Raw genomic sequence first — 26,000 nt, 5'->3', positions numbered from 1 at the left:
CATGCCTGCTGAGTACGTGGATTACGCGACCGGCGAGCCCGTCGCCGACACCAAGGCGCCCGCCGGCCCCGTCAACGAGCGCTGGGACACGCGCCGTTTCGAGGCCAAGCTGGTCAACCCGGCCAACCGGCGCAAGCACACCGTCATCGTGGTCGGCACCGGTCTGGCCGGCGGCTCCGCGGGCGCCACGCTCGCCGAACAGGGCTACCACGTGGTGCAGTTCTGCTACCAGGACTCGCCGCGCCGCGCCCACTCCATCGCCGCGCAGGGCGGCATCAACGCCGCGAAGAACTACCGCAACGACGGCGACTCCGTGCACCGCCTGTTCTACGACACCGTCAAGGGCGGCGACTTCAGGGCGCGCGAGTCCAACGTGCACCGGCTCGCCCAGATCTCGGTGGAGATCATCGACCAGTGCGTGGCGCAGGGCGTGCCGTTCGCCCGCGAGTACGGCGGGCTGCTCGACACCCGCTCCTTCGGCGGCGTGCAGGTCTCCCGCACCTTCTACGCACGCGGCCAGACGGGTCAGCAGCTGCTGCTCGGCGCCTATCAGGCGCTGAGCCGGCAGATCGCCGCCGGGAACGTGGAGATGCACCCGCGCACCGAGATGCTCGACCTGATCATCGTCGACGGCAAGGCCCGCGGCATCGTCGCCCGCGACCTGATCACCGGCAAGATCTCCACGTACTTCGCGGACGCCGTCGTCCTGGCGTCCGGCGGCTACGGCAACGTCTTCTACCTGTCGACGAACGCCATGAACTCCAACGCCACCGCGATCTGGCGGGCCCACCGGCGCGGCGCCTACTTCGCCAACCCGTGCTTCACCCAGATCCACCCCACCTGCATCCCGCGCACCGGCGACCACCAGTCCAAGCTGACGCTGATGAGCGAGTCGCTGCGCAACGACGGCCGCATCTGGGTGCCCAAGGCCCGGGGCGACGACCGCCCGGCGAACCAGATCCCCGAGGACGAGCGCGACTACTACCTGGAGCGCATCTACCCCGCCTTCGGCAACCTGGTCCCGCGTGACATCGCCTCCCGCGCCGCGAAGAACGTCTGCGACGAGGGCCGAGGAGTGGGCCCCGGCGGCCAGGGCGTCTACCTCGACTTCGCCGACGCCATCGCGCGCATGGGCCGCGGGGCCGTCGAGGCCAAGTACGGCAACCTCTTCGACATGTACCAGCGGATCACCGACGAGGATCCGTACCAGGTGCCCATGCGGATCTACCCGGCCGTGCACTACACGATGGGCGGGCTGTGGGTCGACTACGACCTGCAGACCACCGTCCCCGGCCTGTTCGCGATCGGTGAGGCCAACTTCTCCGACCACGGCGCCAACCGGCTCGGCGCCTCCGCGCTGATGCAGGGCCTGGCCGACGGCTACTTCGTGCTGCCGGCGACGATCAACGACTACCTGGCGCGCAACCCGCACCAGGAGACGGTGACGGACGAACACCCGCTCGTTCAGGAGGTGCTGACGGAGACTCAGGACCGGCTGGCGCGCCTGTTGTCCGTCGACGGCGACCGCACTCCCGACTCCTTCCACCGCGAAGTCGGCGAACTCATGTGGGAGTTCTGCGGTATGGCCCGCACCGACACCGGACTGCGCAAGGCGCTGGAGCGCATCCCGCAGATCCGCGAGGAGTTCTGGCGGCGCATCAAGGTCCCCGGCACCGGCGAGGAGTTCAACCAGTCGCTGGAGAAGGCCAACCGCGTCGTCGACTACCTCGAGCTCGCCGAGCTGATGTGCCTCGACGCACTGCACCGCGCCGAGTCCTGCGGCGGCCACTTCCGCGAGGAGTCGCAGACCCCGGACGGCGAAGCGGCCCGCGACGACGAGCAGTTCGCCTACGCGGCCGCCTGGGAGTTCACCGGCACCGGCGAGGCTCCCACCCTGCACAAGGAAGACCTGGTCTTCGAGTACGTCCACCCCACTCAGCGGAGCTACGCATGAAGCTCACCCTGCGCGTCTGGCGGCAGAAGAACGCCGACGCCGACGGCACCATGTCCACGTACGAGGTGGACGGCATCTCCTCCGACATGTCGTTCCTGGAGATGCTCGACACCCTCAACGAGGAGCTCATCCTCAAGGGCGAGGACCCGGTCGCCTTCGACCACGACTGCCGCGAGGGCATCTGCGGCGCCTGCTCGCTGGTCATCAACGGCGACGCGCACGGCCCGGAACGCACCACCACCTGCCAGCTGCACATGCGGTCCTTCAAGGACGGCGACACCATCGACATCGAGCCCTGGCGCGCCTCCGCCTTCCCGGTGATCAAGGACCTCGTCGTCGACCGCTCGGCCTTCGACCGCATCATCCAGTCCGGCGGCTACATCACCGCCCCGACCGGCGCCGCACCCGAGGCCCACGCCACCCCCGTACCCAAGCCGGACGCCGACTTCGCCTTCGAGCACGCGGAGTGCATCGGCTGCGGCGCGTGCGTGGCGGCCTGCCCGAACGGCGCGGCGATGCTCTTCACCTCCGCCAAGATCAACCACCTGAACACGCTGCCGCAGGGCGCGCCCGAGCGCGAGACCCGGGTGCTCGACATGGTGGCCCAGATGGACGAAGAGGGCTTCGGCGGCTGCACGTTGACCGGTGAGTGCGCCACCGCCTGCCCGAAGGGCATTCCGCTGATGTCCATCACCAGCATGAACAAGGAGTGGCTGCGGGCCACGCGCAAGGTGGCCAAGCGCTAGCACGAGACGCTCGGAGAAAGACGTCCGCCGACAGGGGGCGGACGGGCGGGGCCGGGAGTGGTGCTCCCCGGCCCCGCCCCGTATGTGCGGGGTCTGTAAGGTTCCCGCATGATTTTCGGGCGCAAGGGGAGAGAGCGGTTGCTCGATGCCGTCACCGGCTTCGAGACCGCGGTACGCGAGCGGGACGGACAGCGTTCCCAGCACGCGATGCAGGAGATACAGCAGCACTACGGCGACGCCGCGGACGGGGAGTTCGTCCAGGCGGGCCCACGGCTCGCGGCACTGCTGGCGGACGTGCCGCCCGGCCCCCGCGGGCTGGTCGCGGTCCTGACCGGAGCATGCGTGGAGCGGGGCGCCGACGCGGCCGTCTGCGCGCCGTACATCTTCGGCGGGCTCGGTGAAAACCTCACGGCGGCGGGTGAGTTCTGCGAGCGCTGGGCGGCGAGCGGCGGGGGAGAGCTGCCCGACCCGGACGGCGACGCCCTGGACGAGGCGATGGTCGAACGCGTCGGCGAGGACGCGGCGGTGGCCTGGTGCACGCTGCCGCAGTGGGAGATGGCGTCCGTCGCGATGCTCAGCCACGGCGCGGTACGGGCCGGGCTGGGCGAGCGGCGCGGCCGGTTGCTGTCGGCGCTGCGGCCCGTCCAGGAGGCGTCCGAGCATGACTTCAAGTGCCTCTTCTACGCCCTGCTCGTCCTCGACGACGAACCGCTGGTGGTTCTGCACCGCCCCACCGGCACCGGCTACGCGATGCGCATGAGCGGCCTCGGCGACAACTTCCAGCTGCACACCCTGCTGGCCGGCGTCCTGGTCGGCGGCGGCCACATCCCCGGCGACGCGCCGTCCGCCCAGGAGGTCGCCGTGTGCCGCGACGCACCGGGCCAGGTGCCGACGACCGGTTCCTTCAACCTCGTGACGCCCGGTGGGGAATGGGTGTGGAACGAGGGCACGCCCTCCGACATCCCCGTCGTCGACGGCGTACGGCTGCTCGTCCTGGACCCGCCGCCGTATCAGCGCGGCTGGCCCGCCGGCCGGTTCTTCCCCCGCATGACCGGCGACCTCGTCCTGGAGCGCGTACTCGACGAGCCCGAGACGCGCAGGTGGCTGGAGCGGTGCGCGCCCGCGAAGTGAACTCCCGTCACGGGCCGGGATCGGCGAGGAGGGGGCCCAGCGGGCCGAGGTCCAGGTTGAGGTCGCTGCGCTGCAGACCGTGCTGCGCGCACAACTCGTCCATGCGCTCGTCGAGCAGCATCAGCGCGGTGCCGAGCCGGTCCTCCTGCTCGGCGCTGAGCGTCCCCTCGTCGAAACGGCGCACCGCCTGACGTTCCATGAGCTGCCGCAGGAGTTCCACCACGGTCAGGACCAGGGCCGCCAGATCGTTGGTGACCCGCTCGGGATCGAGGTCCACCGCGTGGGTGCGTGGCGCGGTCACAACGGCCCGCTGTCCGACCAGGGCGCGGGGACCCGGTCGCTGACCGACGCCAGCAGGGCGTGCAGGGAGATCCGCACCAGCGGCACGTCCGCGATGGCCAGCACCAGGTCGCCGCTGACCACGACGCCCGTCGCCAGCACCCGGTCGAGCAGGTCGACGAGCGGCACTCCGACGGGCGCGTACGGCTCCGGGCCGTCCCAGGGCACCGCAGCGCGGTCCGTGGCGCCGACGACCGGCACAGTCATGCGTGGACCTCCTGGTGCGCGTCGCACTCCACGTCGTCCAACTGGGCGAAGGAGTAAGGGATCCAGGGCCCCGACATGGTGACCCGCACGGCTGAACTTGCGGCGTCGCGGGCCAGTTCGCCGACGGCGCGGACGAACTCGGAGCGCCGTCCGTCGTCGACCAGGTAGGCCGCGTTGAGCAGTTGCGGGACGCTCGTGCCGGTCAGCTGCTCACTCTGCGGCCGGTGCCGCGTCGCGGCGACGGCGTACCGGCGCAGCTCCCGGTCGACGGCGTGGGCCTGCGTCAGAGCCTGCTCGCGCGCCTCGCGCTCGGTGCGCCGCCGGGCGCTCGCCCGGCGCAGGTACGACCGCCCGTCGGCCGGTCCCTCCCCGGTCACGCCCGACGCATGCGCGGTTCCCGGACCGTGCACCTTCACCGCCCACTCCGTCCGGTCGCGCAGCCGCTCCAGCAGGACGGGCAGGGACGCCTCCCGGGCACTCACGGCCCGTACCGCGTTGTCGTCGTCGAGATACAGCGTCGCCATCGGCAGAGGCACGGCCGTTCCCGCGCTCGCGGCCGTCTCCACGCCGCGGTGGTGGGCCCGGGCACAACGCTCCAGCTCGGCGGGCCGGTTGAGGCGTTCCGCGAGCGCCGCCTCGCCGAAGTCAGCCGCGGGAACGTCCTGCACGATGAGGTGGAGTGCTCCCGCGGTCAGCAACCGCAGCGGGCCGCCGCCGTCATGACCCGGCGTCGACGAGAGGACGTCGTCCGGCGGCGGGGCGTCCGTCACGGCGAACACGCAGGTGACCGTGGTCATTTGCCTCCCTCCGCGGTGTCCGGGTCGGCTTCCTCGAGGGCTTCGAGTCGGGCGCGCAGACGCGCGTTCTCCTCGGTGAGCGCGTCACGCGCGGCGCGCGAGGACAGCGCCGGGTCCGTCTCCCACCAGTCGATGCCCGCCTTCTTGGCGGTCTCGACCGAGGCGATGAACAGGCGCAGACGGATGGTGAGCAGTTCGATGTCGAGCAGGTCGATCTTGATGTCGCCCGCGATGACGATGCCCTTGTCCAGGACCCGTTCGAGCAGGTCCGCGAGGCTGCCGCTGGGCGGCCCGACGGGCTGCGGATCCGCGCCCGCCGGCCAGGTGCCGAGATCGGTCACGAAGCGCCCCCGGGGTGCCGGTGACGTGCCGGGACACACTCGCCGCCGTCGTCCCCGGCCGTCCGGACGCGGACCGTGGACGCCGGGGGACGGCCGGTGTACCGGACGGGACTGTCGAGCCGTTCGAGCAACCGCTCCTCCTCCTTCTCGAAGGCCGCCTCGTCGATCGCACCCTCCTCCAGGGCCCGGTTGAGTGCCGCCAGACGGGCCTGCACCGCACGCGGGTCACCGGTCTGGCGCTCGGCCTCCTGGAGCAGGTGGTCGGCGACCCAGAGCGTGCCGCGCAGCGGGGCCAGGGGCAGCAGCAGGAGCCCGCTCACGAGTCCCATCGCGTCACCGGCCGGCCGGGGCGCACTGCGCGTCGACGAAGCTGTAGCAAGGCAGCGGACCGGTCACGCTGAGTGCCAGCCGGTCCCCGAATCCGCTTGCCTGCGCGGCCACGGCCTGCCGGAAGCGCTCCTCGTCGGCCGAGCGCACCAGGAACGACGTGCTCAGCACCTGCTCGTCGTCGACCGCTCCCTGCGCCGTGCGCACGGCGAGCGGAGCCAGGCGGGCCAGCACCTCCCGTGCCGCGCGCCGTGCCTCGCGCGCGACGCCTTTGGCGAGCGCCTCGCCGAGCCGTACGTTCGCCTCGTAGCCGGGTCGGTTCCGGGTGCGGCGGGCGAGCGCGCGCAGCGTCTCGTCCTGGCGTACGAGATCGGCGAAGTACCCGGGCACGACGGCACCCTTCACGTTCATCTCGACGCAGCCTCGGACGCCGTCGAGCTGCGCCGCCAAGTGGGCCCGCTCGGTGTGCAGTTGGCCACGCAGGGCCTCGGCGTCGGGAGTGAGGACGGCGAAGCGCATGGGCAGGACGGGGCCCTGCGCGCCGAGTTCGCCGAGCACCGACTGATGGGCCATCAGGTCCCGTCGGCGCGCCCGGACTTGCGCCGGGGCGTCCGAGACCGCGGCGCACAGCCCGGCCTCGGTCAGCAGCCGCACCGCCGCACCGCCCACCCCGGGGGTGCGCGGGGGCCGGATGCCCGCGGGGGCGATGCCATAGACATAGAGCGTGCCGGCGGTGGTGGGGGCGGCGGTGGCCGTCGCGGTCATTCGTCCTCCTCGGCCTTGCGGCGCCGGGTCCGTGGGCGGTCGTCGTCACCGGCACGGCGGCTCGAGGAGCCGGCGGTCCTCTTCGCGGGGCTGCGCCGCCTGCGTTCCGGCTCGGCGGAGCGCTCGTAGGCCTCGTCGTCGGCCTCGTCTTCGTCCGTGTCGTCGTCCGGGGTGAGGACGTCCTTCACCTTGTCGGTGAGGGAGCGGGCGGTGCGCTTGGCGCCCGCCTTGCCGATGGTCTTGGAGATCGGCCCGCCGAACAGTTCGGGCACGGTCTTGGAACGCGAGTCGTGTTCGAGGTCGAGGCGGTTGCACGCCTCGGCGAAGCGCAGGTAGGTGTCGACGCTGGCGACCACGATCCGTGCGTCGACCTTGAGGATCTCGATCCCGACCAGCGAAACGCGCACGAAGACGTCGATCACCATGCCGCGGTCGAGAATCAGCTCCAGCACGTCGTAGAGGGTTCCGGCGCGCGGCGCGCAGACGACCTCGTCGTTGTAGACGGTCATGCGGCGGTCCTTCCGGGAAACTTGTGCGACGGTGCGGTCACTGGTCCTGGGCGCCGCGCCGGTAGCGGGAAGTCCGGCGGTACTGCACCAGCTCGCCCGTCGAGTCCAGTTCCACCTGGTACGTCGCGAGCAGACTGGTGGTGTCGGGGATGCGTGCCACTTCCAGCACGTCGACGTCGACGATCCAGCCGTCGTCCTCGCCCCGGCACACCGCGGACACCCCTTCGAGGCGGTGGCGGATCAGCTCCGTCAGCTCCTCGGCGGCACACCGGGCGGCCTCTCCGGCACCCTGCACGGTCCGCCGGCGCCTGGACGACTGGGCCGGGCCACGCCGTCGTTCGGCGGTTCCGGGTTCTGTCATGCAGTTCACTCTCGCCGCAGGAGCCGGGGGGCGCGTGCACAGCTAGGCCATCCGGGTCGCACCCGTCGTTCGAGGGGGAGCCCGGAGTCCGGGCTGCGGCGAGCGGACCGGCCCGCGTGGCGCGGCCCGGGTGGTACGGCGGAGACCCGCAGATGGCCGGCGCACAGCGCTCCGGCGAACTGACAGGTGTGGCCCGAGCCGTTCAGCAACCTCACACCCGCGCTCTCTGCGCCGGTTACTCGAAGGTCAGTCGGCGTCGGAAGAACAGGGGCGGCGGACCGCACGACACCGCTCAGCCGCCCCCGCCTCGCCGCCCCGGCCCGTGACCAGGAGAGAGCCATGAACGGCGTTTCCACGCTCGACCGTCCCCCGCAGCCCGCGGCGCCCACCCGCTACAGCGTCTCGCTCGCCCGCGACGAGGACGACGTGCGTGCCGCGCAGCGGCTGCGGCACGACGTCTTCGCCGGGGAGATGGGCGCCCTGCTCGCCACCGCGCAGCCGGGCCACGACATCGACGCCTTCGACGCCTACTGCGACCACCTGCTGGTGCGCGAGGAGATCACGGGCCAGGTCGTCGGCACCTACCGGCTGCTGCCCCCGGAGCGTGCCGCGGTGGCCGGACGCCTGTACTCCGAGGGGGAGTTCGACCTCACCTCGCTCGACGCGATCCGGCCCGGCCTGGTCGAGGTCGGCCGCTCCTGCGTCCACCCCGACCACCGCGACGGCGCCGTCATCGGCCTCATCTGGGCCGGCATCGCCCGCTACATGGTCGACCACGGTCACGAGTGGCTGGCCGGCTGCTGCTCCATCCCGCTCGCCGACGGCGGCAAGCTCGCCTCCGCCACCTGGGACCGGGTGCGGGCCAAGCACCTGGCCCCGGAGGAGTACCGCGTACGGCCGCTGCTGCCCTGGGTCCCGGGCACCGCCGGCCCGGCCGCGAACACCGAACTCCCCGCCCTGCTGCGCGGCTACCTGCGCCTGGGCGCCTGGGTGTGCGCGGAGCCCGCCCACGACCCGGACTTCGGGGTCGCCGATCTGTACGTGCTGCTGTCGATGCGCCGGGTCAACCCGCGCTATCTGCGGCACTTCCTCTCGCTCGTGCCGGCCTGATGAGCGCCTGGCAGCCCAGCGCGCCCTGCACCCCGGGGGCGTGCATAGAGGCGACGGAGTCCGCCGCGGCCGTACCGCGCGCCGTGCTGCGGATGGCGGCAGTCGTGGTCCTGATGGTCGTCGGGACAACGCTGCTGCCACTCGGCGGGAGGATCCCCGCCGAGCTGGTGAGGCGGTGGTGCCGGTGGATCGTACGGGCCGCAGGGGTCCAGGTCCGTGTCACCGGTGCCGCCGCGCCCACCGGCGGACTGCTGCTGGTCGCCAACCACATCTCCTGGCTGGACATCCCGCTGCTCGCCGCCGTCCGCCCCGCCCGCATGGTCGCCAAGTCCGACATCCGCGGCTGGCCCGTGGCCGGCTGGCTGACGGCGCGGAGCGGCGCGCTGTTCATCGACCGCACCCGGCTGCGCGCCCTGCCGGGCACGGTCGCCCAGATCGCGGACGCGCTGCGCCGCGGTCACGCCGTCGGGGTCTTCCCCGAGGGCAGCACCTGGTGCGGCCGCGCCCAGGGCACCTTCCGGCGGGCCGCCTTCCAGGCCGCACTGGACGCGGGCGTCCCCGTCCAGCCGGTGCGCCTGCGCTACCGGATCGAGGGCGGCACGCCCAGCACGGCGCCCGCCTTCATCGGCGACGACTCGCTGCTGACGTCGGTGTGGCGGGTGCTGACGGCACGGGGGCTGGTGGCCGAGGTCGAGGTGCGCGAGGCCATCGCACCGGGCAGGCACGGCGACCGGCGGGCGCTGGCGCGGGCGGCGCAGCCGACGACAGCGGGTCAACTGGGCTGGATCCACGCGGCGTTGGTGGCCTAGCTCGCTACGAGACCCTCGTGGGTCGCGCGCACCTTGCTGCTGCGGCCGCGGCCGCAGCAGCGGCCCTCGGTCCGAGGCCGGAACACGGTGCCGCAATGCCCCGGCCGGCTCGATGGCGCTCGAATCCGGCGGCGTGAAGGTCCCGTGGCGTGACGGTTTCGCGGTCCGCTCCGGGTGCGTGCCGCAGGGGGCGTGCCGCGAGTGCTCCGGTTGCCGACCCCCAGGCCCCAGGGTGCAATGAGGCTGTGGCCCGACGGCCGCTACCGGCGGCGCGGGTGTTGTCCCGCCCCCGCCCGGCACCGCTCGAGGCGGGGAGGCAGTGATGACGGTCCCTGATCCCGGTTCCCGCCCCGCGGGGCACACCCGGTGGTCGCGGCTCGGCTGGGTGATGGTGCCGACGCTGCTGGTGTCCGGGGCACTCCTGGCGGCGGTCAGCGCGGGCGCCCTCCCTGTCTCCCTCGCGGTCTCCGCACAGTCCATGGTGATTTCGGGACAGAACCTCAAGATCTCCGCCGACCGGCTGCAGGGCACCGGCTTCACCCAGTACGTCGGGATGGATCGATCGAAGTCCGAGGCGTATCCGGAGGCCATCGCCGGCATCGAGTCGGCCGACCTGTACAACCTGTGCCAGTCGATGGTCGTCAGCCTCCCCGTCGTCGGCGAGACCACGCTGCGGATCGGCGCCGGCGGGGGCGGCAAGCCCGCGCACGCGGACAATCTCGTCGTCCACACGGACGACCTCGGCGGCGACGCGGTGTTCAGCGACATCACCATCGGACAGGACGCCTCGACCTTCAAGAACGGCCCCGACGGCGCGGCGGGAATCTTCGGACAGCGGGCCGACACCGTACGCATCGATCACCTGCGGCAGTCGACCCGTGAGGTGACCGCGGCGACCTTCCGGCTCACCGGCCTGCACCTGGGTGTGAAGGCCGGAGCCAAGCCCTGCTACTGAACGGCCCACCCCCTCCTTCCGGCTCCCTTTGGCTCCCGCCGGGCTCACTTTGGACCGAGCGGGTGAAGGCATCCCCCCATTTGGGTCCCTCGCCCGGTCGCGGAGTCACATGCGGGTCCCACGGCAGTTGGCGATGCATAGCGCCCGAGACTCGGGCGTCGGGGTCTCTCGGCCCGGTGGGCCGGCCCCGAATGTCTGACGGGGAGAGGGATGACAAGCATCGCCGACAGTGCCGCACAGACCACCGCGAGCACATGTCTCACCGGTCACACCCGATGGAGGCGTCTGGCCGTGGCCATGGTGCCCACCCTGCTCGCGTCCGCCGCGTTGTGCACGGCGATGGCGCGTGGCGCCCTGGCCGCGTCCTTCGGAGTGTCGCCCAACTCGTTCACGGTTTCCGGCCAGAGCTTCCAGATCGGAGCCAGCACCCTCGAAGGGCGCGGGTTCGTCCAGTTCGGTGTGCTGGACCGAGGTGCTCATGCCTCCTACCCGGAAGCACTTTCCGGGATCCGGTACGCCAAGCTGTACGACCTGTGCCAGTCCGTCGTACAGGACGTGCCTCTCTTCGGGCCCGTCACCCTGCGCCTGACCTCAGGCGACGGTGGGAGCCCCGCGCAGGCGTACCGGCTCGTCGCGGACACTCACGACCTGCAAGGTGACGCGCTCTTCCACAACATCAACATCGGCCAGGACGCCGCCACCGTGCGGGGGGTGCCCGGTGTGCACGGCGAGCCCGGCGGCTTCGGCGAGCAGGCCGACACCGTACGCATCGATGATCTGCGGCAGCAGACACGCTCGGTGAGTGCGGCGACGTTCCGGCTGCCGGGACTCCACCTGAGCGTGAAGGTCGGCGACCACTCGTGTTTCTGATGCCGTGTCACGCAAACCACCACACCCCCGGGAGAGCGACGTGAGTAGTGCGCGGCTGCGCGCTGGAGGCAAGGGGAAGGCAGCCGCTGACGGGCGGCGGCCAAGGTGGTGGAACGCCTTCGACGACTGGCGGCGCAGCCGTCCGTTCTGGGCGGGGGTGTGGACGCTGCTGGCCGGGGTCGAGCTGCTCTCCATCCCGTTCGCACCGCTGCCGATCATGATGCATGAGGGCATCGCCGGCGTGGCGGGGTCACTCATGGGGATCTTCATGGTGGTCCTCGCGCTCAGCATGTGGCTGGCGCCCGGGCACCGGGTGTTCGCGGGCATCGCGACGCTGGTGTTCGCCGTCGCCTCACTCGTGCTCTCCAATTTCGGCGGCTTCCTGATCGGTTTTCTGCTGGGCATCGCCGGCGGCGCGATGGCGGTGAGCTGGGTGCCGTACCCACGGCCTCCGGCCCGGCCGCCGATCTGGCCGGACTGGCGCCGGGGGAACGGCTCGGACGGCCCCGGGGGATCGGGCGACCCTGAGGAGCCGGGCGGTCCGGGTGGTCCGGGCGGCCCCGGTGGGACCGGCGGCCCTGGTGGCGCCGACGGTTCCGGTGAACCGGGCGCCGGGGAAGGTGGCGACGGAGAGCAGACGGGCGGCGGCGGACAGGCCGGCGGCAGCCCCCGCACGAAACCCCTGACCTGGCGCACGACCCGTATGCGGGCTCTTGGTGTGCTGCCGATCGGGGCTCTGCTGACCGGTGGGCTGCAGGCAGCCCCCGCGCACCACCCCCGGACGGTGTCGAACATCGCCGACGCTCCACCCGGCGTGCCCGGGGAGACCGCCGACGAAGAGACTCCCCAGGGCCTGACCGTCTGTTCTCTGCTCGGTGGACTGCTGGCCGGGAAGGCACCCACCGCGCCCGGTACGGGAAGCCGCAACCCGGCGGGCGCCGAGCCGGGCCACGCACCGGACGACGGGCCCGAGCCCGCTCACCACCCCACGGGCTCGGCCCCCGCGGTTTCCGGCCCGCCGGGCTCGCACGCGTCCCGTGGTCCTCGGGTGCCGAAGCCGCGTACCGAGGCACACGGCAAACACAAGTCCGGACGGGGATCCGAACCCGTCGAGTCTGTGCCCGCTCCGGCACATTCATCCGGCGGGGGCCTTCTCGGCTCGGTCGCCGGCCTGCTGGGCCTGGACGGTTCACGCGATGCACACGATGCACCCGACGCACGCGACGAACACGGCAGCGGCCCGGCCGCCCGGCACGACCGTGCGACGCCGCGCCCGAGCAGCTCCGCCGGCCCGCTGCGGCGCGGCAAGCCCGGCCACTCCGCAGGGCCGGGTGCGTCGCACGAGCAGCCGGGCCGGTCCGGCGGCGCGGCCGGCAAGGCCGTGCCGCCATCCGTCCTGTCCTTGAACATCCCGCCCCTGCCCGGCGACGGGCGGATGGACGGCCTGCTGTCGCTGCTGCCCCTGCACATCACACCGGACGCCGGCTCCGGCCAGGGCGAGCACTCGCCATGGTGCCTTCCGCAGCCCCTGATCTCCCTCAGGCTCGGTGTCGACGCCGCCGCGTACCAGGTACGCGCCGCGGCCCAGCCGTTCCGGGTCCGCAGCCCCCTGATGGTGCTCACCGGCCTGACCTATCACGGCATCACCGAGGTGCCGACGGCGTACGGCCCCCAGGAGGTCCTGGTCTTCACCGTGTCCCGCCTCGACATCGAGAGCCTGCGCCAGACCGCGCCTCTCCTTTCCCCCCGATGCGGCCGCAATCAGCCTCTGCCGCCCGCTCCGCCCTTCCACGGCCTGCCCGGCCTGCGGCTGCCTCTGCTGGACATGGGCATTCCCGGTATCGGCAGCGTGGACCCGACCGCACCCGGCCCCTGGTATCCCTGCCAGGACACTTTGGAGACGGACGGCGCCCCCTCCAGCACGACGGTCGCCACCGGTCAGCCCGTGGTCCTGCTGACCAAGGTCCTCAGCGGGAACCTCCTCGGTCTGCTCCCCGTCACGTTCACCCCGAGCATGCCGCCCCCGCTGCCGCCGGGGCTCACCCTGCCCATCCCGATCTTCTTCACGAACGTCACCGCGTACAACCAGTACCTCAGCGCCGACGATCTGGACGTCCCCGGTCTCCACCAGACGGCATCCCGCTGACTCCGGCGAACCGGCCTGCTCCTTCGATCAGGAAGCCGGTTCGACGACGAGGTCCGGTACGGCGACGTCGATCGGCCCCGCGAAGAGCTCCGCGGCCGTCTCCCGGGCCGTCACCGGATCCGTGCCCGGCCACAGGTGGGTGAGCAAGAGCCGGGCGACGTCAGCCTGTTGGGCGTACCGGGCGGCCAGGCGAGCGGTCAGCAGGTAGGGCGCGTCGACGGTCGGAACCCGGTGGATATGGGTGGCCTCCGACAGGAACAGGTCGGCGCCTTCCGCGAGGAGCGGGATGTCGGTGCTCGGGCCGGTGTCGCCCGTGTAGGCCAGCACGCCGTGCGGTGTGCCGAGCCGGATGCCGGCGTTGGGCACGAAGTGCGGCAGCAGCCGGGTGCCGACGGTGAACGGGCCGATCTCGAACCGATCGCCGGGATCGAACTCGTGCAGACGGTACGCCGCCGCCAGCATGCTCGGCTTGTCCAGCGCCAGTACCGCGTCGAGCGCTCCGCGCGGGGCGTACAACGGCAGGGCCGGCGGAGGATCGTCGCTCAACCCCCTTGCACGCAGCAGGGGGTTGAGGTCGGCGCAGTGGTCCGGGTGCCCGTGGCTGACCAGCACGGCGTCGACCGCGTCGACGGTGTGGTGGTGCAACAGGCGCGGCAGGGTGGCGTAACCGGGATCGAGCAGCAGGCGGAAGCCGTCGTACTCGACGAGATAGCCGCTGCACGCCTGCACCGCGGTGGGCCAGGCACCGCAGCCGCCGAGAACCGTCAGTCGCATGAGAGCAGACCCTAACGCCCGCCCGAAAACCGGGCGACGGACTTTCCGCTCCCTTGCTAGCGTTACGTCCATGAAGGTCAGGACCTGTTGCAGCCCCACCGCGGCCGCGCGAGCGACGAACTCGCCGGCTGCCGACGCCTGACCTCTTCACCTTTCCCCGGCGGCCGGAAACGGACCGCCGGGATGTGGCCGCCCCCTCTTCGCAGACTCGCAGGCTCGCGAACGCGCAGGCTCGCAGGCGCGCAAGTGCCGCTCCCGCGGTCCCTTCCGGTCCCCATGACCCGAAGGACCACCACCATGAACACCGGCCAGGTCGTAGAGACGTTCACCGAGTTCTACCGCGAACGCGGGCACCGGCCCATCACCGGCAGCACCCTCCTGCCGCCGCCCACGGACCCGGTGCTGTTCACCACGTCCGGCATGCACCCCCTGACCCCGTACCTCCTGGGCCGTCCGCACCCCCAGGGCCGGCGTCTGGTCAACGTCCAGCGCTGTCTGCGCACCACCGACCTCGACGAGGTCGGTGACCCCACCCATCTGACGGTCTTCGAGATGCTGGGCTCATGGTCCCTGGGCGACTACGGCCATTCGCAAAGCCTGCGCTGGGGACACGAACTGCTGCGCGACGGCTTCGGCATCCCGCAGGAGCGCCTGTACGTCACGGTCTTCGGTGGCGACGACCAGGTCGGCCCCGACACCCAATCCCTGCGCACGTGGCAGGAGTTGGGGCTGCCCGTGGAGCAGACCGGCGACGAGAACTGGTGGTCCAACGGCCCTGTCGGCCCCTGCGGCCCGGACTCGGAGATCTTCATCTGGACCGGTGGCTCCGACACCCCGCCCCAGGGCACCCCCACCACCGACCCGCGCTGGGTGGAGATCTGGAACCACGTACACATGCGCTACCACCGTCACGAGGACGGCACCCTCGAACCCCTGCGACAGCCCGGCATCGACACGGGCATGGGCCTGGAACGCCTGCTGACCGTCCTCCAGGGATGCGGTTCGGTCTACGAGACGGACCTGTTCGAACCATGGACGCGACTGCTGCCGCGGCTGTGGGACCTGGACGAGCGCTCGATGCGTCTGCTCCACGACCACCTGCGCTCAAGCATCGTCGTCATCGGCGACGGGGTGCGCCCGTCCAACACCGGCCGAGGCTACGTACTGCGCCGCCTGATCCGCCGCCTGCTCACCACACTCCGGCGCGACGACCCTTCACACACCCTGATCGACCTGCCCGTGGAACTCGTGGAACACACCCTGAACCACTTCCACCAGCCCTACGGACCTGGAACCGTCCGGGACGTGCTCCTGCACGAGGAACGGCGCTTCACCGAACTCCTCGAACGAGGCCAACGAGTGCTCTGTCGACCGGAGTTCAACGGCCCGCTGAGCGAGGAGGACTTCCGCTACCTCCACGACACCCACGGCCTGCCCCGCGACCTGGTCGCCGGCCTGCGCACCACCGGCTGACGAGCACGACCGGCGCCGGGTGACCGGTGGTATGACCGCACAGCTGTGATCGGCGGTGCGAAACTGCGTCGCCTCGATCGGGTGACCCACGGTGGTGCGGGCACGAGTGTCCAGGTTCTCGCCAAGCAGGCGGATAGGTTGAGCGGTGTCGGCCGCCGAAAGCGGTGCGGCCGACGCCGAATCCCCGCCCTTGCAGTCCAGTCGCAGCAGGGAGATTCCACCGGCATGGACGTCCTCTTCATCACGAGCGTGGCGGCGGTGGTCGCAGACCCGCCGCAGAGCCGCAAGCTGTTCATCGAGGCCCTGGGCCTCCCCCTGGAGGGGGAAGACGACGGCTACTACTCCAGCGGGAGCATCCCCGGCAGCAAGCACTTCGGCCTCTGGCCGCTCTCGCAGGCGGCCGAGGCATGCTTCGGCACGGCCCAGTGGCCTGCCGACCGCGTGGTCCCGCAGGCATCGATCGAGTTCGAGGTGGCGAACGCGGAAGCGGTCTCAGCCGCCGGTACCGAGCTTCAGCGCGCGGGCTTCGAGCTGGTGCACCAGGCCCGAACCGAGCCGTGGGGCCAGACGGTGGCCAGACTTCTCACGGCGGACGGCCTGATCGTCGGGATCTCTTACGCTCCCTCCTTGCACGACGAGGAGGGCCCGGCCGGCTCACGCTGAGGCGCCGCCGAAGCCGAACTCGTTGCCGTCCGGGTCGTGGTACGTCACCTTGCGCACGCCGTTGGCGTACGTCTCCCTGCTCGTCGGTTCAACGCCCCGCTGGGCGATTCCGGCGACACGCTCATCGAGGTCGTCGACGAACACGGTGTGCAGCGCGTGGCCCGCGTGCCCGGGCCGGTGCTCGATGTACACGTACCGATGCTCGGCGAGCTCCCACACCGCCTCCTTGTCGTTCGGGAAGAACGCCGGCTGGGAGCCGAGGAGCCGTTCGTACCAGGCCAGCGCCGTCGCGTAGTCGTTGACCGGGATGCCTGCGAAGAGCGTGAGGGTCATGGCGTCACCATAGGTCGGGCGCAGGGCGGGACGTGCGGATTCGGCGCCGCTGTAGGGTGCGCGGGATGGAGCGGATCCTGGTGGTGGGTGTCACGGGTGCGGGCAAGTCCACACTCGCGCGGGCCGTGGGCGCACGCCTGGGCGTGCCGTATCACGAGATGGACGCGCTGTACTTCTCCGGTCCCGGCTGGGCGGTCGACGACAAGCTCGGCGAAGCGGTGTCGCGCATCGTCGCCGAGCCCCGCTGGATCATCGACTCCATCGGCTACCCGGAGGTCCGTGACCTGCTGTGGGAGCAGGCCGACACCGTGCTCTGGCTGGACTACGGCAGGCGCGTCGTGATGCCGCGGGTCCTGCGCCGCTCGCTTCGGCGCACGCTCACCCGCGAGCGCGTCTTCGGCGGCAACCGCGAGACCTGGGCGGGCTGGCTCAGCAGGGAGCACCCGGTGTGGTGGTCGTGGTCCCAGCACGCGGGCCGCCGCGACGAGATCACGCGCCGCACGAACGATCCGCGGTTCGCGCCCCTCGACACCGTGCGCTTCGCGCACCCCGATGAGACCGCGGCCTGGGTGGCAGCCCTGTGATGCGGAGCGCTGCACCGCCCGCCCCTGCCTTCACGCCGTCCGCGGCTCCAGCACCTGCCTCAGATACGGCGCCGTGGCGCTTCCCTCCGCCTCCGCCACCCGCGTCGGCGTCCCCGCCGCCACGATGCGGCCGCCCGCGTCGCCGCCGCCAGGGCCGAGGTCGATGACCCAGTCCGCGCCGGCCACGACCGACATGTCGTGCTCGACGACGATCACCGTGTGGCCGGCGTCGACGAGGCCGTGCAGCTGGCGCATCAGGACCTCGACGTCGGCGGGGTGGAGGCCGGTGGTGGGTTCGTCGAGCAGGTAGAGGGTGTGGCCGCGGCGGCCGCGCTGCAACTCGCTGGCCAGCTTGATGCGTTGGGCCTCGCCGCCGGAGAGTTCCGTGGCGGGCTGGCCCAGGCGGAGGTAGCCGAGGCCCACGTCGAGGAGGGTCGCCAGGCTGCGGGCCACCGCCGGGGTGTCGGCGAAGAACTCCGCCGCACTCTCCACCGTCAGGTCCAGCACCTGCGCGATGTTCCGTCCCCGGTACGTCACTTGGAGCGTCTCGGGGTTGTAGCGGGCGCCGCCGCAGTCCGGGCAGGGGGCGTAGGTGCTGGGCAGGAAGAGCAGCTCCACGCTGACGAAGCCCTCGCCCTGACAGGTCTCGCAGCGGCCTCCGGCGACGTTGAAGGAGAAGCGGCCGACGCCATAACTCCGTTCGCGCGCCGCGTCGGTGGCCGCGAACTGCTTGCGTACGACGTCGAACAGACCCGTGTACGTGGCCAGGTTGGAGCGCGGGGTGCGGCCGATGGGCTTCTGGTCGACCGAGACCAGCCGCCGCACGCCCGGGAGGTCCTCGGTGATCTCGCCGATGAGTGTGGACTTGCCGGAGCCGGACACGCCGGTGACGGCGGTGAAGACGCCCAGCGGGAACTCGGCCGTCACACCGTGCAGGTTGTGCCGGGTGACCGGGCCGACCTTCAACTCTCCTCGTGCGGTGCGCACTTGACGTACGGCGGCGGGGGAGTGGTCGAAGAGGTAGTGGGCTGTGGCGGACTCGGCGACCGAGGCAAGGTCGGCCACCGGCCCGCTGTACAACACCTCGCCGCCGTGCTCGCCCGCGTGCGGGCCCACGTCCACCAGCCAGTCGGCGCCGCGCATCACGTCGAGGTGGTGCTCGACGACGAACACCGAGTTGCCCGCCGCCTTCAGCCGTTCCAGGACGGTGAGCAGGGCCTCCGTGTCCGCCGGGTGCAGCCCCGCGGACGGCTCGTCGAGGACGTAGACGACACCGAACAGTCCGGAGCGCAACTGCGTCGCCAGGCGCAGCCGTTGCAGCTCGCCGGCCGAGAGGGTGGGGGTCGGGCGGTCGAGGCTGAGGTAGCCCAGGCCGAGTTCGAGGATCGGCGCGATCCGGGAGTGCAGGTCCTCGGTGAGCACGCGGGCGGTCTCCGAGGTGGCGTGCAGCGCGGAGTCCAGATCCGTGATCGGCAGCGCCGCGAACTCGGCGATCGTGCGGCCGCAGAAGGTCACCGCCAGCGACTCCGGGCGCAGCCTGCTTCCGCCGCACGCCGGGCAGGGAGCGCCGGCCAGGAAGCGTTCGGCCTTCGTGCGCAGGGTGGGGCTCTTGGAGTCGGAGAAGGTCTTCATGACGTAGCGGCGGGCGCTCATGTACGTGCCCTGGTACGGCCGTTGGATACGGTCCGCGTCGCGCACCGGGTGCACGGTGACGACCGGCTGCTCGTCGGTGAAGAGGATCCACTCCCGTGCCTCGGCGGGCAGTTCGCGCCAGGGTCGGTCGACGTCGTGGCCGAGCGCGTCGAGGATGTCGCGCAGGTTCTTGCCCTGCCAGGCACCCGGCCACGCGGCGATCGCGCCGTCCCGGATCGACAGGGACGGGTCCGGTACCAGCAACTCCTCGCTCGTACGGTGGACCTGACCCAGCCCGTGGCACTCGGGGCAGGCCCCGGCGGCCGTGTTGGGGGAGAACGCGTCGGAGTCGAGGCGCTCGGCGCCCGGCGGGTAGTCCCCGGCACGGGAGAACAGCATCCGCAGCGAGTTCGAGAGATTGGTGACCGTGCCGACGGACGAGCGGGAGGTCGGCGCGGAGCGCCGCTGCTGCAGCGAGACCGCGGGCGGCAGGCCGGTGATCTCCCCGACCTTCGGCGCCCCGACCTGGTGGATCAGCCGGCGCGCGTACGGCGCGACCGACTCGAAGTAGCGGCGCTGCGCCTCGGCGTAGATCGTCCCGAAGGCGAGCGAGGACTTCCCCGACCCGGACACCCCCGTGAACACGGCCAGCACATCCCGCGGAATGTCGACGTCCACACCCTTGAGATTGTGCTCGCGGGCTCCACGGACGCGGACGTAGGGGTCGTGGGCGTCGTGGCCGTGACTACCGTTGTGCGGGACGTGGGGGCCGGGCATGAGGGGGGAGCTCCGTACGGTTCTCGGCTGCGGCGGAAGGATGGGACAAACCCCGCAATCCTATGCCGACGCAGGGTGTGACGCTCGGTGAGCGGCGCGGGTGCGGGGGGACTGAGGGCCTCGGCATGATTCAGCGGCTTATGGGCTTGCGCCGCAGGTCCGGCCTGTAACGTCGGAACACATGACAACAGTGTCACCGGCACAGACCGTGCAACGCCTGTTCCCGCTGCTCGCCGAGGGAAAGAGCGCGGAGGCCGCGGCGTTGTTCGCCGACTCGGTGTCGTTCTCGATTCCGCACCCGCCGGGCATTCCGTGGGTACCGGAGGTCGACTCGGCGGAGGGCATGCGGACGTTCTTCGAGCTGCTGCAAACCCACGTGCAGGCCAAGGAGTTCGACCTGCGCCAGGTCATCGCCGAGGGCGACGACGTGGTGCTCATCGGGCGCATGGTCTCCGAGGTCAAGAAGACGGGCCGGGACATCGACACCGCGTTCGCCCTGCACACCACCGTCCGGGACGGGCGGATCACCCGCTACCACCTCTACGAGGACACCTACGCCGTCGCCCAGGCATACCTCGGCGACTGATCGTCCGGCACGCACTGACTCTCAGCGCGGTTCGAGCGTGAGCAGCGGCTCGGCGAACAAGGGGGCCGGGGCATCGGGGTCCACGGCGACGGCCTGTTCCAGGCGGTGGAAGCCGGTTTCGAGTTCGTCGGGGGTGAGCTGGGCGAAGAAGGAGAGGGTGCGCAGGCGCAGTCGTTCGAGCATGTCGGCGCGGGTGCCCGCGGACGGCTCGGTGACCGTGCCGAAGCCGGCCACGCGCCAGCCCGCCGACGTGAACATCGCGATGACTTCGTGCAGCGGCTGGAAGATCGAGGCGTCCGCCTCGTAACCGCGGGGGAAGTACTCGAGCCACCACGGCCGGGGGTGGTGGTCGCTGAAGTTCGTGCGCAGGAGCAGCCGCCCGCCGGGCCTGAGCACCCTGGCCAGCTCCTGGACGGCCCGGGGCTTGTCCCGGACGTGGTGCCAGGACCAGCCCAGGAGCGCGTAGTCGGCGCCGCCGGACGGCGCCGGAATCTCCTCGGCGGTGCCCGGGAGATACCGCACGGCGGGATGCCGGGACTGCGCATGCGCCACCTCACGCATGCGGGCCGACGGCTCGACGCCGGTGACCGGCCCGAACGCGTTCGCCAGCGCCGGCGTGAACCGGCCGGTCCCCGAGCCGATGTCCAGCCCCGTCAGCGGGCGCCGGTCGGGCAGCAGCGCGTCGAAAGCGCCGATCCACACGTGCAGTTGAGGCTGAGTGAGCGCCCGGCCGCGCGCGTAGTGCTGGTGCTGCTCGGTGTCGTAGTCGATCGGTCTCATGGCTTCTCCTGCGTCCGCTGGAAGGCCGGTTCGGGCCGCCTTCGACCGGTGGGACATCTGAGACTCGCCCGAACGGCCCCGGCCTACGAGCCGATCAGCGTGCGCGCCTGCTCGACCCACCCCGACACGGCCTTGGCGCCGCACTCCTCGGCGACCGCCTGCGCCTCGTCGAGGTGGCGGAACGCCGCCGCCCGGTCGCCGGTCTCGGCCGCGAGGTAGGCCAGCGCCACGAGGCCCGCGGCCTCACCCGGCCGGAAGCCGATCTCGCGGCGCAGCGTCACGGACTCGGTCAACCGCTCGCGGGCCTGGTCGAGTTGGCCCGCGTCCTTGTCGGCGAAGCCGAGATGGCGGATCGCGTACGACATCGTCATCCGGTCGTCGACGGACTTCGCCAGCGCGTACGACCGCTCGAAGTACGGCCGGCCGGTGGTGCCGTCGCCCTTCACCACCTGATGCCAGCACCCGATCCAGAACAACGCGTCCGCCTCACCCGGCGCGTCCCCCAGCCGCCGGTACAACTCGGCCGCCCGCTCGAACAGTTCAAGCTCCCGGCCGTTCTCCTCGCGGTCGTTGAGGAAGCGCACGTGCAGCACCTTGCCCCGCGCCATCGCCAGGGGCGCCTCGACCGCGTCCAGCACCTCGTCGGAGCGCTCCAGCGCGGAGCTGTCCCCCTGGAACATCGCCGCTTCGAAGAGCTCTCCCGTACGTTCGACCCAGTCGTGCTCCCGGATGCCCTGCATGCCGTACCCCTCCCCGTCGGACGATGACAGCGCCGAGGCTAACTCCGTACCGTCCGGGTCACCACAGCCGGGCGAGGCGGCGATACGAGTCCACCAGCGCCGTACGGTCGTACGTGCTGGTCGTCACCAGCACCTCCTGCGCCCCGGTCTCCTTCAGCACCGTCTCCAGTTCGTGCGCGACCTGATCCTCGGTGCCGGCGATGTGGCCGGCGAGACCGGTCTCGTAGAAGCCGCGTTCCTTGTCGGTCATGGCCAGGCCCTCGACGCGCTCGGCGGGCGGCAGGGGCGGGAAGGTGCCGTGGGTGCGGGAGTACGCCATCGACCAGGCCTCCGGGATGAGCAGCCGCCGGGCCTCCTCCGGCGTGCCGGCCACGGCGATGGTGCCGGAGATGACGACGTACGGCTCGCTCGCCCAGGGGGAGGGCCGGAAGTGGGTGCGGTAGTGATCGATGCCGCGCTGCATCTTCTCGCGGTTGCGCAGATCGCCGATGACCATGGGCAGGCCCATGCGGGCGGCGATCGCGGCGCCCTCGCCCATGGCCAGGACGAACGGCGGCACGGTCAGGCCCTCGGCGGGCCGGGCGTGCACCCCCGTCGGCGAGGTTCCGCGGAACCAGCCGAGCAGCTCGTGCAGCTGCGCCTCGAAGTCCTCGGCGTCGCCCATGTTCCGGCCCAGCGCCTTGCGCACGCCCCCGGTGAACCCGACGGAACGGCCGAGTCCCATGTCGATGCGGCCGGGGAAGAGGGACTCGAGCACCCCGAACTGCTCGGCCACGATCAGGGGTTGGTGATTGGGCAGCATCACACCGCCGGTGCCGACCCTGATCGAGCGCGTCGCTCCCGCGACGGCGGCGGCGAGCACGGTCGGCGCGGACCCGGCGACCCCGGGCACGCCGTGATGCTCCGACACCCACACACGGTGGTAGCCCAGCGTCTCCAGTTCCCGAGCCAGCCCCACCGTGTCACGCAGCGCCTCCGCGTCGGTGTGGCCCTCGCGGGTGCGGGAGCGGTCGAGGACGGAGAAACGGGTCGAGGCGATCGCGGAGCTCATACATGGTTCAACACCTGGCGGCCCGCAGGATTCCTCACCGGGCCCGGGTGCGTGTCCGGGCCTCCCGGCGCGGCCGGATGAACTGCAGCTCCAGTGTCATGGGCGGCTCGGCGACGCCCGGACCGCCCGCCGCCGCCCAGCCGGCGATCTCCTCCGTGCAGGCGTCGTCCATGGCGAAGCCGACCCAGGTGGGCCGCCCGCCGGCCCGGCGGCCTTCGCCCGAGGGCTGGACGACGATGACGTTCGCCTGGTCGCACGGGCCCAGGCAGTCGGTCGTACGGACCTGGAACCCGTGCTCGGCCGCCGCGGCCCGCAGCCGGTCGAGCTGCCGGGCGTGGTCGGTGCCGGGGTGCTTGCCCGGGTGGCCGCAGCAGCAGCCCCGGCAGACGACGAGCGTGCACGGGCGCCGCAGGGCCGGGCCGAGCACGGTGCGGCGGGGGGAGGGAAGAGCGGATGGCATGGGAGAAGCATGATCCATACGGGTTGTACCGGGAGTGGGCGGGGTGAGCCGCGAGCGTGAAGGGTGTCCGTCCGGGCGTGGCCGGTTGCTAGCGTGTACGCGTCACGGCCGATCACGACGCCCGGGAGCACCTCTGTGAGTGACTGGCCGCTGACCAAGACCTTTTGCAGCGCGTCCGGCGAGGTTCGCTGGGACATGCTCGGCGAGCAGGGCCGGGACCCGGTCGTCCTCTGCCACGGCACGCCCTTCTCCTCGTACGTGTGGCGTGCCGTCGCCCGCTCGCTCTCCCGCCGCCACCAGGTCTTCGTGTGGGACATGCCCGGCTACGGCGCCTCGCAGATGACCGCCGGGCAGGACGTCTCCCTTGCCGCCCAGGGCCGGGTCTTCGTCGAACTCCTGGCGCACTGGGGGCTCGCGGAACCGCTCGTGGTGGCCCACGACTTCGGCGGCGCCGTCTCCCTGCGGGCCCATCTGCTGCACGGGGCGCGCTACCGGGCCCTCGCGCTCGTCGATCCGGTCGCGCTGCTGCCCTGGGGCTCCCCCTTCTTCCGGCTGGTCGGCAAGCACGCCGACGTCTTCGAGCAGTTGCCGCCCGCCCTGCACGGCGCCCTGGTGCGCGAGTACGTGGGCTCGGCGAGCAGCCGTGGCCTGCACCCCGCCGTACTGGAACGGCTCGTCGCACCCTGGCTCGGCGAGCCGGGCCAGGCGGCCTTCTACCGGCAGATCGCGCAGGCCGACCAGCGCCACACCAACGAAGTGCAGCACCGTTACGGCGAGATCGGCATCCCCACGCTGGTCTGCTGGGGCCAGGAGGACACCTGGATCCCGCCGGCGAAGGGGCACGAACTCGTCGCCCGCATCCCGGGTGCGCGCCTGGAGCCGATCGCCGGCGCCGGTCACCTCGTACAGGAGGACGCTCCGGCCGAACTCACCGCCGCGCTCCTCGCCTTCCTCGAGCAGGCCGGCTGACCGCTGTTTAGGGTGACCGTGTGACCGACAGCAGCAGACGCCCCCTCGCCGTGTTCGACCTGGACAACACGCTCGCCGACACGGCCCACCGGCAGCGGTACTTGGAGCGCAAGCCGCGCGACTGGGACGCGTTCTTCGCCGCAGCACCCGCCGATCCGCCGATCCCGGAGGGCATCGCGCTGGCGCTGGAGAGCGCGAAGGAGTGCGAGGTCGTCTATCTCACCGGCCGGCCCGAGCGCTGCCGGCGCGACACGCTCGACTGGCTCGCCGCGCAGGGGCTGCCCGACGGGCGGGTGCACATGCGGCGCAACGACGACCGCAGGCCCGCGCGCCGCACCAAACTGGAGACCCTTCGCCGCCTCGCCCGCGACCGGGACGTCCGCGTGGTCGTCGACGACGACGAGATGGTGTGCGAGGACGCCGAGCGGGCCGGATTTCCCGTCGTACGGGCACAGTGGGCGGCCCCGTCGGCCGCGCTGAGGACGGCGCAGGAGGGGGAGGGGCGGACCTGAGACGGACCGGCGCTTCGGCCGTGCGGCCGCCCCCTCGGTCCGCTCCCCAGGCCCGCCCCCTCAGCTGTCCTGGTCTCAGCTGTCCTCGTCCAGCCGGAACCCCACCTTCAGACCGACCTGCCAGTGCCCGATCTGCCCCTCCTCGATCTGGCCCCTGACCTGGGTCACCTCGAACCAGTCCAGGTTGCGCAGGGTCTGCGAGGCACGGGAGATGCCGTTGCGAATGGCCTGGTCGACGCCGTCGGGCGACGTACCGACGATCTCCGTGACCCGGTAGGTGTGGTTCGACATGCCGGTGCTCCTCTCCGCCGTGACACCTGTGTCACGCGTCACTCCACCGTGCCCCAAGGCGCGGCGGAGCGCGACATGTCCGGCCGGCCGTTGGCCGTCAGGGCTTTCGGGCCAGGCCGCCGTGCTCGCCTATGACCACCGGGGTCGGCCCGTCGGCCTCCGGACGCCACAGCGGAACCGACACGACACCGGGGTCGATGAGCTCCAGACCCTCGAAGTACGCGGTGATCTCGTCGACGGTGCGCAGGTTGTAGGGGACGGCCCCGCTCTCGTTGTAGGCGTCCTGTGCCTGCTCGAAGACCGGGTCGATGCCCCGCGAGCCGTCGTTGATGGACAGGTAGCTGCCGGAGGGCAGCGCGTCCATCAGCCGGGTCACGATGGAACGGGCGTCCTTGTAGTCGCCGACGTGACCCAGGATGTTGCTGAGGATCAGCGCCGTGGGCCGGGTGAAGTCCAGCGTCTCGGCGGCGGCGGCCAGGATGCGGTCCGGGTCCATGACGTCGGCGTCGACGTAGGCGGTCGCCCCCTCGCGCGAGGAGTACAGCAGCGCGCGGGCGTGGGAGAGGACCATCGGGTCGTTGTCGACGTAGACGATCCGCGCCTCGGGTGCCAGCTGCTGGGCCACCTCGTGCGTGTTGTTGGCGGTCGGCAGGCCGGTGCCGATGTCCAGGAACTGCCGGATGCCGGCCTCGGTGATCAAGTAGGTGATATTGCGTCGCAGGAAGGCGCGGCTGCTGCGGGCGATGGTGACGATGCCGGGGAACACGGCGGTGTACGCGTCGCCCGCCTCCTCGTCGACCGGGTAGTTGTCCTTGCCGCCCAGCCAGTAGTTCCAGATCCGGGCCGAGTGCGGCACCGAAGTGTCGATCTTCGCGTGTGCCGAAGGTCCGTGCGTCGTCTCAGGGTCCGTCATGCGTGGCGTCCGTCTTTCAGCCGAGGCGTCGTTGAATGCTTCCACGCATAACCTAGAGGCCAACGCCCCCGTCCCATAGACCAGTTCGCCATGCA

31 protein-coding genes are annotated in these 26,000 nt (G+C 71.7%); 14 read left to right on the top strand and 17 right to left on the bottom strand.

Features of this window, described 5'->3' with window-relative positions:
* Window position 1 precedes the first annotated feature (1 nt).
* The 3 genes from ACIBN2_RS18965 (at window position 2) to ACIBN2_RS18955 (ending at window position 3,831) form a co-directional block, all read left to right on the top strand.
* A complete protein-coding gene (locus ACIBN2_RS18965; protein ID WP_399135609.1) occupies window positions 2-1,954 on the top strand; it encodes a fumarate reductase/succinate dehydrogenase flavoprotein subunit in 1,953 nt (650 codons plus the stop codon).
* Window positions 1,951-2,700 (top strand): succinate dehydrogenase/fumarate reductase iron-sulfur subunit, encoded by a 750-nt coding sequence (locus ACIBN2_RS18960; protein ID WP_399135608.1) that lies wholly within the window; start codon window positions 1,951-1,953, stop codon window positions 2,698-2,700. The genes ACIBN2_RS18965 and ACIBN2_RS18960 overlap by 4 nt, the downstream gene beginning before the upstream one ends.
* Window positions 2,701-2,808: 108 nt before the next feature.
* A complete protein-coding gene (locus tag ACIBN2_RS18955; RefSeq protein WP_399135607.1) occupies window positions 2,809-3,831 on the top strand; it encodes a hypothetical protein in 1,023 nt (340 codons plus the stop codon).
* A 7-nt stretch (window positions 3,832-3,838) separates the two neighbouring features.
* On the opposite strand, the gene ACIBN2_RS18950 is transcribed toward ACIBN2_RS18955, so the two are convergent.
* The 8 genes from ACIBN2_RS18950 to ACIBN2_RS18915 are packed head-to-tail and all read right to left on the bottom strand — an operon-like array spanning window position 3,839 to window position 7,477.
* Entirely contained in the window at window positions 3,839-4,132 is a 294-nt protein-coding gene (locus ACIBN2_RS18950; protein WP_399135606.1) for a gas vesicle protein K, read from the bottom strand.
* On the bottom strand, window positions 4,129-4,377 hold the full coding sequence (locus ACIBN2_RS18945) for a gas vesicle protein (RefSeq protein ID WP_399135605.1): 249 nt from the start codon (window positions 4,375-4,377) through the stop codon (window positions 4,129-4,131). Before ACIBN2_RS18945 ends, ACIBN2_RS18950 begins: the two co-directional genes overlap by 4 nt.
* Entirely contained in the window at window positions 4,374-5,174 is an 801-nt protein-coding gene (locus ACIBN2_RS18940; protein WP_399135604.1) for a GvpL/GvpF family gas vesicle protein, read from the bottom strand. The genes ACIBN2_RS18945 and ACIBN2_RS18940 overlap by 4 nt, the downstream gene beginning before the upstream one ends.
* Window positions 5,171-5,515: a gas vesicle protein gene (locus ACIBN2_RS18935; protein ID WP_399135603.1), complete on the bottom strand. Its 345-nt coding sequence runs from the start codon at window positions 5,513-5,515 to the stop codon at window positions 5,171-5,173. The genes ACIBN2_RS18940 and ACIBN2_RS18935 overlap by 4 nt, the downstream gene beginning before the upstream one ends.
* On the bottom strand, window positions 5,512-5,844 hold the full coding sequence (locus tag ACIBN2_RS18930; protein WP_399135602.1) for a gas vesicle protein GvpG: 333 nt from the start codon (window positions 5,842-5,844) through the stop codon (window positions 5,512-5,514). The genes ACIBN2_RS18935 and ACIBN2_RS18930 overlap by 4 nt, the downstream gene beginning before the upstream one ends.
* 4 nt (window positions 5,845-5,848) lie before the next feature.
* Window positions 5,849-6,607, bottom strand: coding sequence for a GvpL/GvpF family gas vesicle protein (locus ACIBN2_RS18925; RefSeq protein ID WP_399135601.1), 759 nt, complete (start codon window positions 6,605-6,607; stop codon window positions 5,849-5,851).
* Window positions 6,604-7,116, bottom strand: a complete 513-nt coding sequence (locus ACIBN2_RS18920) for a gas vesicle structural protein GvpA (RefSeq protein ID WP_399135600.1) — start codon at window positions 7,114-7,116, stop codon at window positions 6,604-6,606. The genes ACIBN2_RS18925 and ACIBN2_RS18920 overlap by 4 nt, the downstream gene beginning before the upstream one ends.
* 37 nt (window positions 7,117-7,153) lie before the next feature.
* The gene (locus ACIBN2_RS18915) at window positions 7,154-7,477 is read right to left on the bottom strand and encodes a gas vesicle protein (protein WP_399135599.1); all 324 of its coding nucleotides are present in this window, start codon (window positions 7,475-7,477) and stop codon (window positions 7,154-7,156) included.
* Window positions 7,478-7,816: 339 nt separating this feature from the next.
* On the opposite strand from ACIBN2_RS18915, the gene ACIBN2_RS18910 reads away from it, so the two are divergent.
* The 5 genes from ACIBN2_RS18910 (at window position 7,817) to ACIBN2_RS18890 (ending at window position 13,367) form a co-directional block, all read left to right on the top strand.
* Window positions 7,817-8,587 carry a GNAT family N-acetyltransferase gene (locus tag ACIBN2_RS18910; RefSeq protein WP_399135598.1) on the top strand — a complete coding sequence of 257 codons (771 nt, stop codon included), beginning with the start codon at window positions 7,817-7,819 and terminating at the stop codon, window positions 8,585-8,587.
* Window positions 8,587-9,396 (top strand): lysophospholipid acyltransferase family protein, encoded by an 810-nt coding sequence (locus tag ACIBN2_RS18905; protein WP_399135597.1) that lies wholly within the window; start codon window positions 8,587-8,589, stop codon window positions 9,394-9,396. The genes ACIBN2_RS18910 and ACIBN2_RS18905 overlap by 1 nt, the downstream gene beginning before the upstream one ends.
* A gap of 322 nt (window positions 9,397-9,718) precedes the next feature.
* A complete protein-coding gene (locus ACIBN2_RS18900) occupies window positions 9,719-10,351 on the top strand; it encodes a DUF6230 family protein (RefSeq protein WP_399135596.1) in 633 nt (210 codons plus the stop codon).
* A 210-nt stretch (window positions 10,352-10,561) separates the two neighbouring features.
* A complete protein-coding gene (locus ACIBN2_RS18895) occupies window positions 10,562-11,221 on the top strand; it encodes a DUF6230 family protein (RefSeq protein ID WP_399135595.1) in 660 nt (219 codons plus the stop codon).
* A 40-nt stretch (window positions 11,222-11,261) separates the two neighbouring features.
* Window positions 11,262-13,367, top strand: a complete 2,106-nt coding sequence (locus tag ACIBN2_RS18890; protein WP_399135594.1) for a DUF6114 domain-containing protein — start codon at window positions 11,262-11,264, stop codon at window positions 13,365-13,367.
* Between the two features lie 27 nt (window positions 13,368-13,394).
* Here ACIBN2_RS18890 and ACIBN2_RS18885 read toward each other — a convergent pair whose 3' ends face one another.
* On the bottom strand, window positions 13,395-14,141 hold the full coding sequence (locus ACIBN2_RS18885; protein WP_399135593.1) for an MBL fold metallo-hydrolase: 747 nt from the start codon (window positions 14,139-14,141) through the stop codon (window positions 13,395-13,397).
* 297 nt (window positions 14,142-14,438) lie between these two features.
* On the opposite strand from ACIBN2_RS18885, the gene ACIBN2_RS18880 reads away from it, so the two are divergent.
* Both ACIBN2_RS18880 and ACIBN2_RS18875 read left to right on the top strand, forming a co-directional pair.
* Window positions 14,439-15,614 (top strand): alanine--tRNA ligase-related protein, encoded by a 1,176-nt coding sequence (locus ACIBN2_RS18880; RefSeq protein ID WP_399135592.1) that lies wholly within the window; start codon window positions 14,439-14,441, stop codon window positions 15,612-15,614.
* 225 nt (window positions 15,615-15,839) lie between these two features.
* Window positions 15,840-16,277, top strand: coding sequence for a VOC family protein (locus ACIBN2_RS18875; protein ID WP_399135591.1), 438 nt, complete (start codon window positions 15,840-15,842; stop codon window positions 16,275-16,277).
* On the opposite strand, the gene ACIBN2_RS18870 is transcribed toward ACIBN2_RS18875, so the two are convergent.
* A complete protein-coding gene (locus ACIBN2_RS18870; RefSeq protein ID WP_399135590.1) occupies window positions 16,269-16,610 on the bottom strand; it encodes a VOC family protein in 342 nt (113 codons plus the stop codon). The genes ACIBN2_RS18875 and ACIBN2_RS18870 overlap by 9 nt on opposite strands.
* A 65-nt stretch (window positions 16,611-16,675) precedes the next feature.
* Here ACIBN2_RS18870 and ACIBN2_RS18865 point away from each other — a divergent pair, with 65 nt between their 5' ends.
* Window positions 16,676-17,194 carry an adenylate kinase gene (locus ACIBN2_RS18865; RefSeq protein WP_399135589.1) on the top strand — a complete coding sequence of 173 codons (519 nt, stop codon included), beginning with the start codon at window positions 16,676-16,678 and terminating at the stop codon, window positions 17,192-17,194.
* A gap of 30 nt (window positions 17,195-17,224) precedes the next feature.
* Here ACIBN2_RS18865 and ACIBN2_RS18860 read toward each other — a convergent pair whose 3' ends face one another.
* Window positions 17,225-19,603: an ATP-binding cassette domain-containing protein gene (locus ACIBN2_RS18860; RefSeq protein ID WP_399135588.1), complete on the bottom strand. Its 2,379-nt coding sequence runs from the start codon at window positions 19,601-19,603 to the stop codon at window positions 17,225-17,227.
* Between the two features lie 181 nt (window positions 19,604-19,784).
* Between ACIBN2_RS18860 and ACIBN2_RS18855 the strand changes: the two genes are divergently transcribed.
* On the top strand, window positions 19,785-20,189 hold the full coding sequence (locus ACIBN2_RS18855; RefSeq protein ID WP_399135587.1) for a nuclear transport factor 2 family protein: 405 nt from the start codon (window positions 19,785-19,787) through the stop codon (window positions 20,187-20,189).
* 21 nt (window positions 20,190-20,210) lie between these two features.
* On the opposite strand, the gene ACIBN2_RS18850 is transcribed toward ACIBN2_RS18855, so the two are convergent.
* From ACIBN2_RS18850 to ACIBN2_RS18835, 4 genes are all read right to left on the bottom strand, one after another.
* A complete protein-coding gene (locus tag ACIBN2_RS18850) occupies window positions 20,211-20,969 on the bottom strand; it encodes a class I SAM-dependent methyltransferase (RefSeq protein WP_399135586.1) in 759 nt (252 codons plus the stop codon).
* Window positions 20,970-21,052: 83 nt separating this feature from the next.
* On the bottom strand, window positions 21,053-21,709 hold the full coding sequence (locus ACIBN2_RS18845; RefSeq protein ID WP_399135585.1) for a tetratricopeptide repeat protein: 657 nt from the start codon (window positions 21,707-21,709) through the stop codon (window positions 21,053-21,055).
* Window positions 21,710-21,767: 58 nt separating this feature from the next.
* Window positions 21,768-22,760 (bottom strand): LLM class flavin-dependent oxidoreductase, encoded by a 993-nt coding sequence (locus ACIBN2_RS18840; protein WP_399135584.1) that lies wholly within the window; start codon window positions 22,758-22,760, stop codon window positions 21,768-21,770.
* 34 nt (window positions 22,761-22,794) lie between these two features.
* Complete coding sequence (locus tag ACIBN2_RS18835; RefSeq protein WP_399135583.1) at window positions 22,795-23,220, bottom strand: (2Fe-2S) ferredoxin domain-containing protein; 426 nt, start codon at window positions 23,218-23,220, stop codon at window positions 22,795-22,797.
* Window positions 23,221-23,355: 135 nt separating this feature from the next.
* Here ACIBN2_RS18835 and ACIBN2_RS18830 point away from each other — a divergent pair, with 135 nt between their 5' ends.
* Together ACIBN2_RS18830 and ACIBN2_RS18825 are read left to right on the top strand one after the other, a co-directional pair.
* Window positions 23,356-24,189, top strand: a complete 834-nt coding sequence (locus ACIBN2_RS18830) for an alpha/beta fold hydrolase (RefSeq protein WP_399135582.1) — start codon at window positions 23,356-23,358, stop codon at window positions 24,187-24,189.
* A gap of 20 nt (window positions 24,190-24,209) precedes the next feature.
* Window positions 24,210-24,701, top strand: a complete 492-nt coding sequence (locus tag ACIBN2_RS18825; protein WP_399135581.1) for a hypothetical protein — start codon at window positions 24,210-24,212, stop codon at window positions 24,699-24,701.
* 75 nt (window positions 24,702-24,776) lie between these two features.
* Here ACIBN2_RS18825 and ACIBN2_RS18820 read toward each other — a convergent pair whose 3' ends face one another.
* Together ACIBN2_RS18820 and ACIBN2_RS18815 are read right to left on the bottom strand one after the other, a co-directional pair.
* Complete coding sequence (locus tag ACIBN2_RS18820) at window positions 24,777-24,992, bottom strand: dodecin (RefSeq protein WP_399135580.1); 216 nt, start codon at window positions 24,990-24,992, stop codon at window positions 24,777-24,779.
* Between the two features lie 97 nt (window positions 24,993-25,089).
* On the bottom strand, window positions 25,090-25,905 hold the full coding sequence (locus tag ACIBN2_RS18815) for an SAM-dependent methyltransferase (protein WP_399135579.1): 816 nt from the start codon (window positions 25,903-25,905) through the stop codon (window positions 25,090-25,092).
* Window positions 25,906-26,000 lie beyond the last annotated feature (95 nt).

The sequence above is a fragment of the Streptomyces sp. NPDC050534 genome (genome assembly GCF_044457745.1).
Taxonomy (GTDB): domain Bacteria; phylum Actinomycetota; class Actinomycetes; order Streptomycetales; family Streptomycetaceae; genus Streptomyces.
This window is presented reverse-complemented; position numbering and strand designations above follow the sequence as displayed.

Coding starts and splice junctions, on each gene's coding strand:
- ACIBN2_RS18880 (WP_399135592.1), top strand. CDS start 14,439: ATGAACACCGGCCAGGTCGTAGAGACGTTCACCGAGTTCTACCGCGAA.
- ACIBN2_RS18925 (WP_399135601.1), bottom strand. CDS start 6,607: ATGACCGCGACGGCCACCGCCGCCCCCACCACCGCCGGCACGCTCTAT.
- ACIBN2_RS18960 (WP_399135608.1), top strand. CDS start 1,951: ATGAAGCTCACCCTGCGCGTCTGGCGGCAGAAGAACGCCGACGCCGAC.
- ACIBN2_RS18870 (WP_399135590.1), bottom strand. CDS start 16,610: ATGACCCTCACGCTCTTCGCAGGCATCCCGGTCAACGACTACGCGACG.
- ACIBN2_RS18895 (WP_399135595.1), top strand. CDS start 10,562: ATGACAAGCATCGCCGACAGTGCCGCACAGACCACCGCGAGCACATGT.
- ACIBN2_RS18885 (WP_399135593.1), bottom strand. CDS start 14,141: ATGCGACTGACGGTTCTCGGCGGCTGCGGTGCCTGGCCCACCGCGGTG.
- ACIBN2_RS18845 (WP_399135585.1), bottom strand. CDS start 21,709: ATGCAGGGCATCCGGGAGCACGACTGGGTCGAACGTACGGGAGAGCTC.
- ACIBN2_RS18945 (WP_399135605.1), bottom strand. CDS start 4,377: ATGACTGTGCCGGTCGTCGGCGCCACGGACCGCGCTGCGGTGCCCTGG.
- ACIBN2_RS18905 (WP_399135597.1), top strand. CDS start 8,587: ATGAGCGCCTGGCAGCCCAGCGCGCCCTGCACCCCGGGGGCGTGCATA.
- ACIBN2_RS18820 (WP_399135580.1), bottom strand. CDS start 24,992: ATGTCGAACCACACCTACCGGGTCACGGAGATCGTCGGTACGTCGCCC.
- ACIBN2_RS18850 (WP_399135586.1), bottom strand. CDS start 20,969: ATGAGACCGATCGACTACGACACCGAGCAGCACCAGCACTACGCGCGC.
- ACIBN2_RS18865 (WP_399135589.1), top strand. CDS start 16,676: ATGGAGCGGATCCTGGTGGTGGGTGTCACGGGTGCGGGCAAGTCCACA.
- ACIBN2_RS18835 (WP_399135583.1), bottom strand. CDS start 23,220: ATGCCATCCGCTCTTCCCTCCCCCCGCCGCACCGTGCTCGGCCCGGCC.
- ACIBN2_RS18860 (WP_399135588.1), bottom strand. CDS start 19,603: ATGCCCGGCCCCCACGTCCCGCACAACGGTAGTCACGGCCACGACGCC.
- ACIBN2_RS18855 (WP_399135587.1), top strand. CDS start 19,785: ATGACAACAGTGTCACCGGCACAGACCGTGCAACGCCTGTTCCCGCTG.
- ACIBN2_RS18920 (WP_399135600.1), bottom strand. CDS start 7,116: ATGACCGTCTACAACGACGAGGTCGTCTGCGCGCCGCGCGCCGGAACC.
- ACIBN2_RS18930 (WP_399135602.1), bottom strand. CDS start 5,844: ATGGGACTCGTGAGCGGGCTCCTGCTGCTGCCCCTGGCCCCGCTGCGC.
- ACIBN2_RS18965 (WP_399135609.1), top strand. CDS start 2: ATGCCTGCTGAGTACGTGGATTACGCGACCGGCGAGCCCGTCGCCGAC.
- ACIBN2_RS18940 (WP_399135604.1), bottom strand. CDS start 5,174: ATGACCACGGTCACCTGCGTGTTCGCCGTGACGGACGCCCCGCCGCCG.
- ACIBN2_RS18955 (WP_399135607.1), top strand. CDS start 2,809: ATGATTTTCGGGCGCAAGGGGAGAGAGCGGTTGCTCGATGCCGTCACC.
- ACIBN2_RS18900 (WP_399135596.1), top strand. CDS start 9,719: ATGACGGTCCCTGATCCCGGTTCCCGCCCCGCGGGGCACACCCGGTGG.
- ACIBN2_RS18815 (WP_399135579.1), bottom strand. CDS start 25,905: ATGACGGACCCTGAGACGACGCACGGACCTTCGGCACACGCGAAGATC.
- ACIBN2_RS18840 (WP_399135584.1), bottom strand. CDS start 22,760: ATGAGCTCCGCGATCGCCTCGACCCGTTTCTCCGTCCTCGACCGCTCC.
- ACIBN2_RS18915 (WP_399135599.1), bottom strand. CDS start 7,477: ATGACAGAACCCGGAACCGCCGAACGACGGCGTGGCCCGGCCCAGTCG.
- ACIBN2_RS18910 (WP_399135598.1), top strand. CDS start 7,817: ATGAACGGCGTTTCCACGCTCGACCGTCCCCCGCAGCCCGCGGCGCCC.
- ACIBN2_RS18875 (WP_399135591.1), top strand. CDS start 15,840: ATGGACGTCCTCTTCATCACGAGCGTGGCGGCGGTGGTCGCAGACCCG.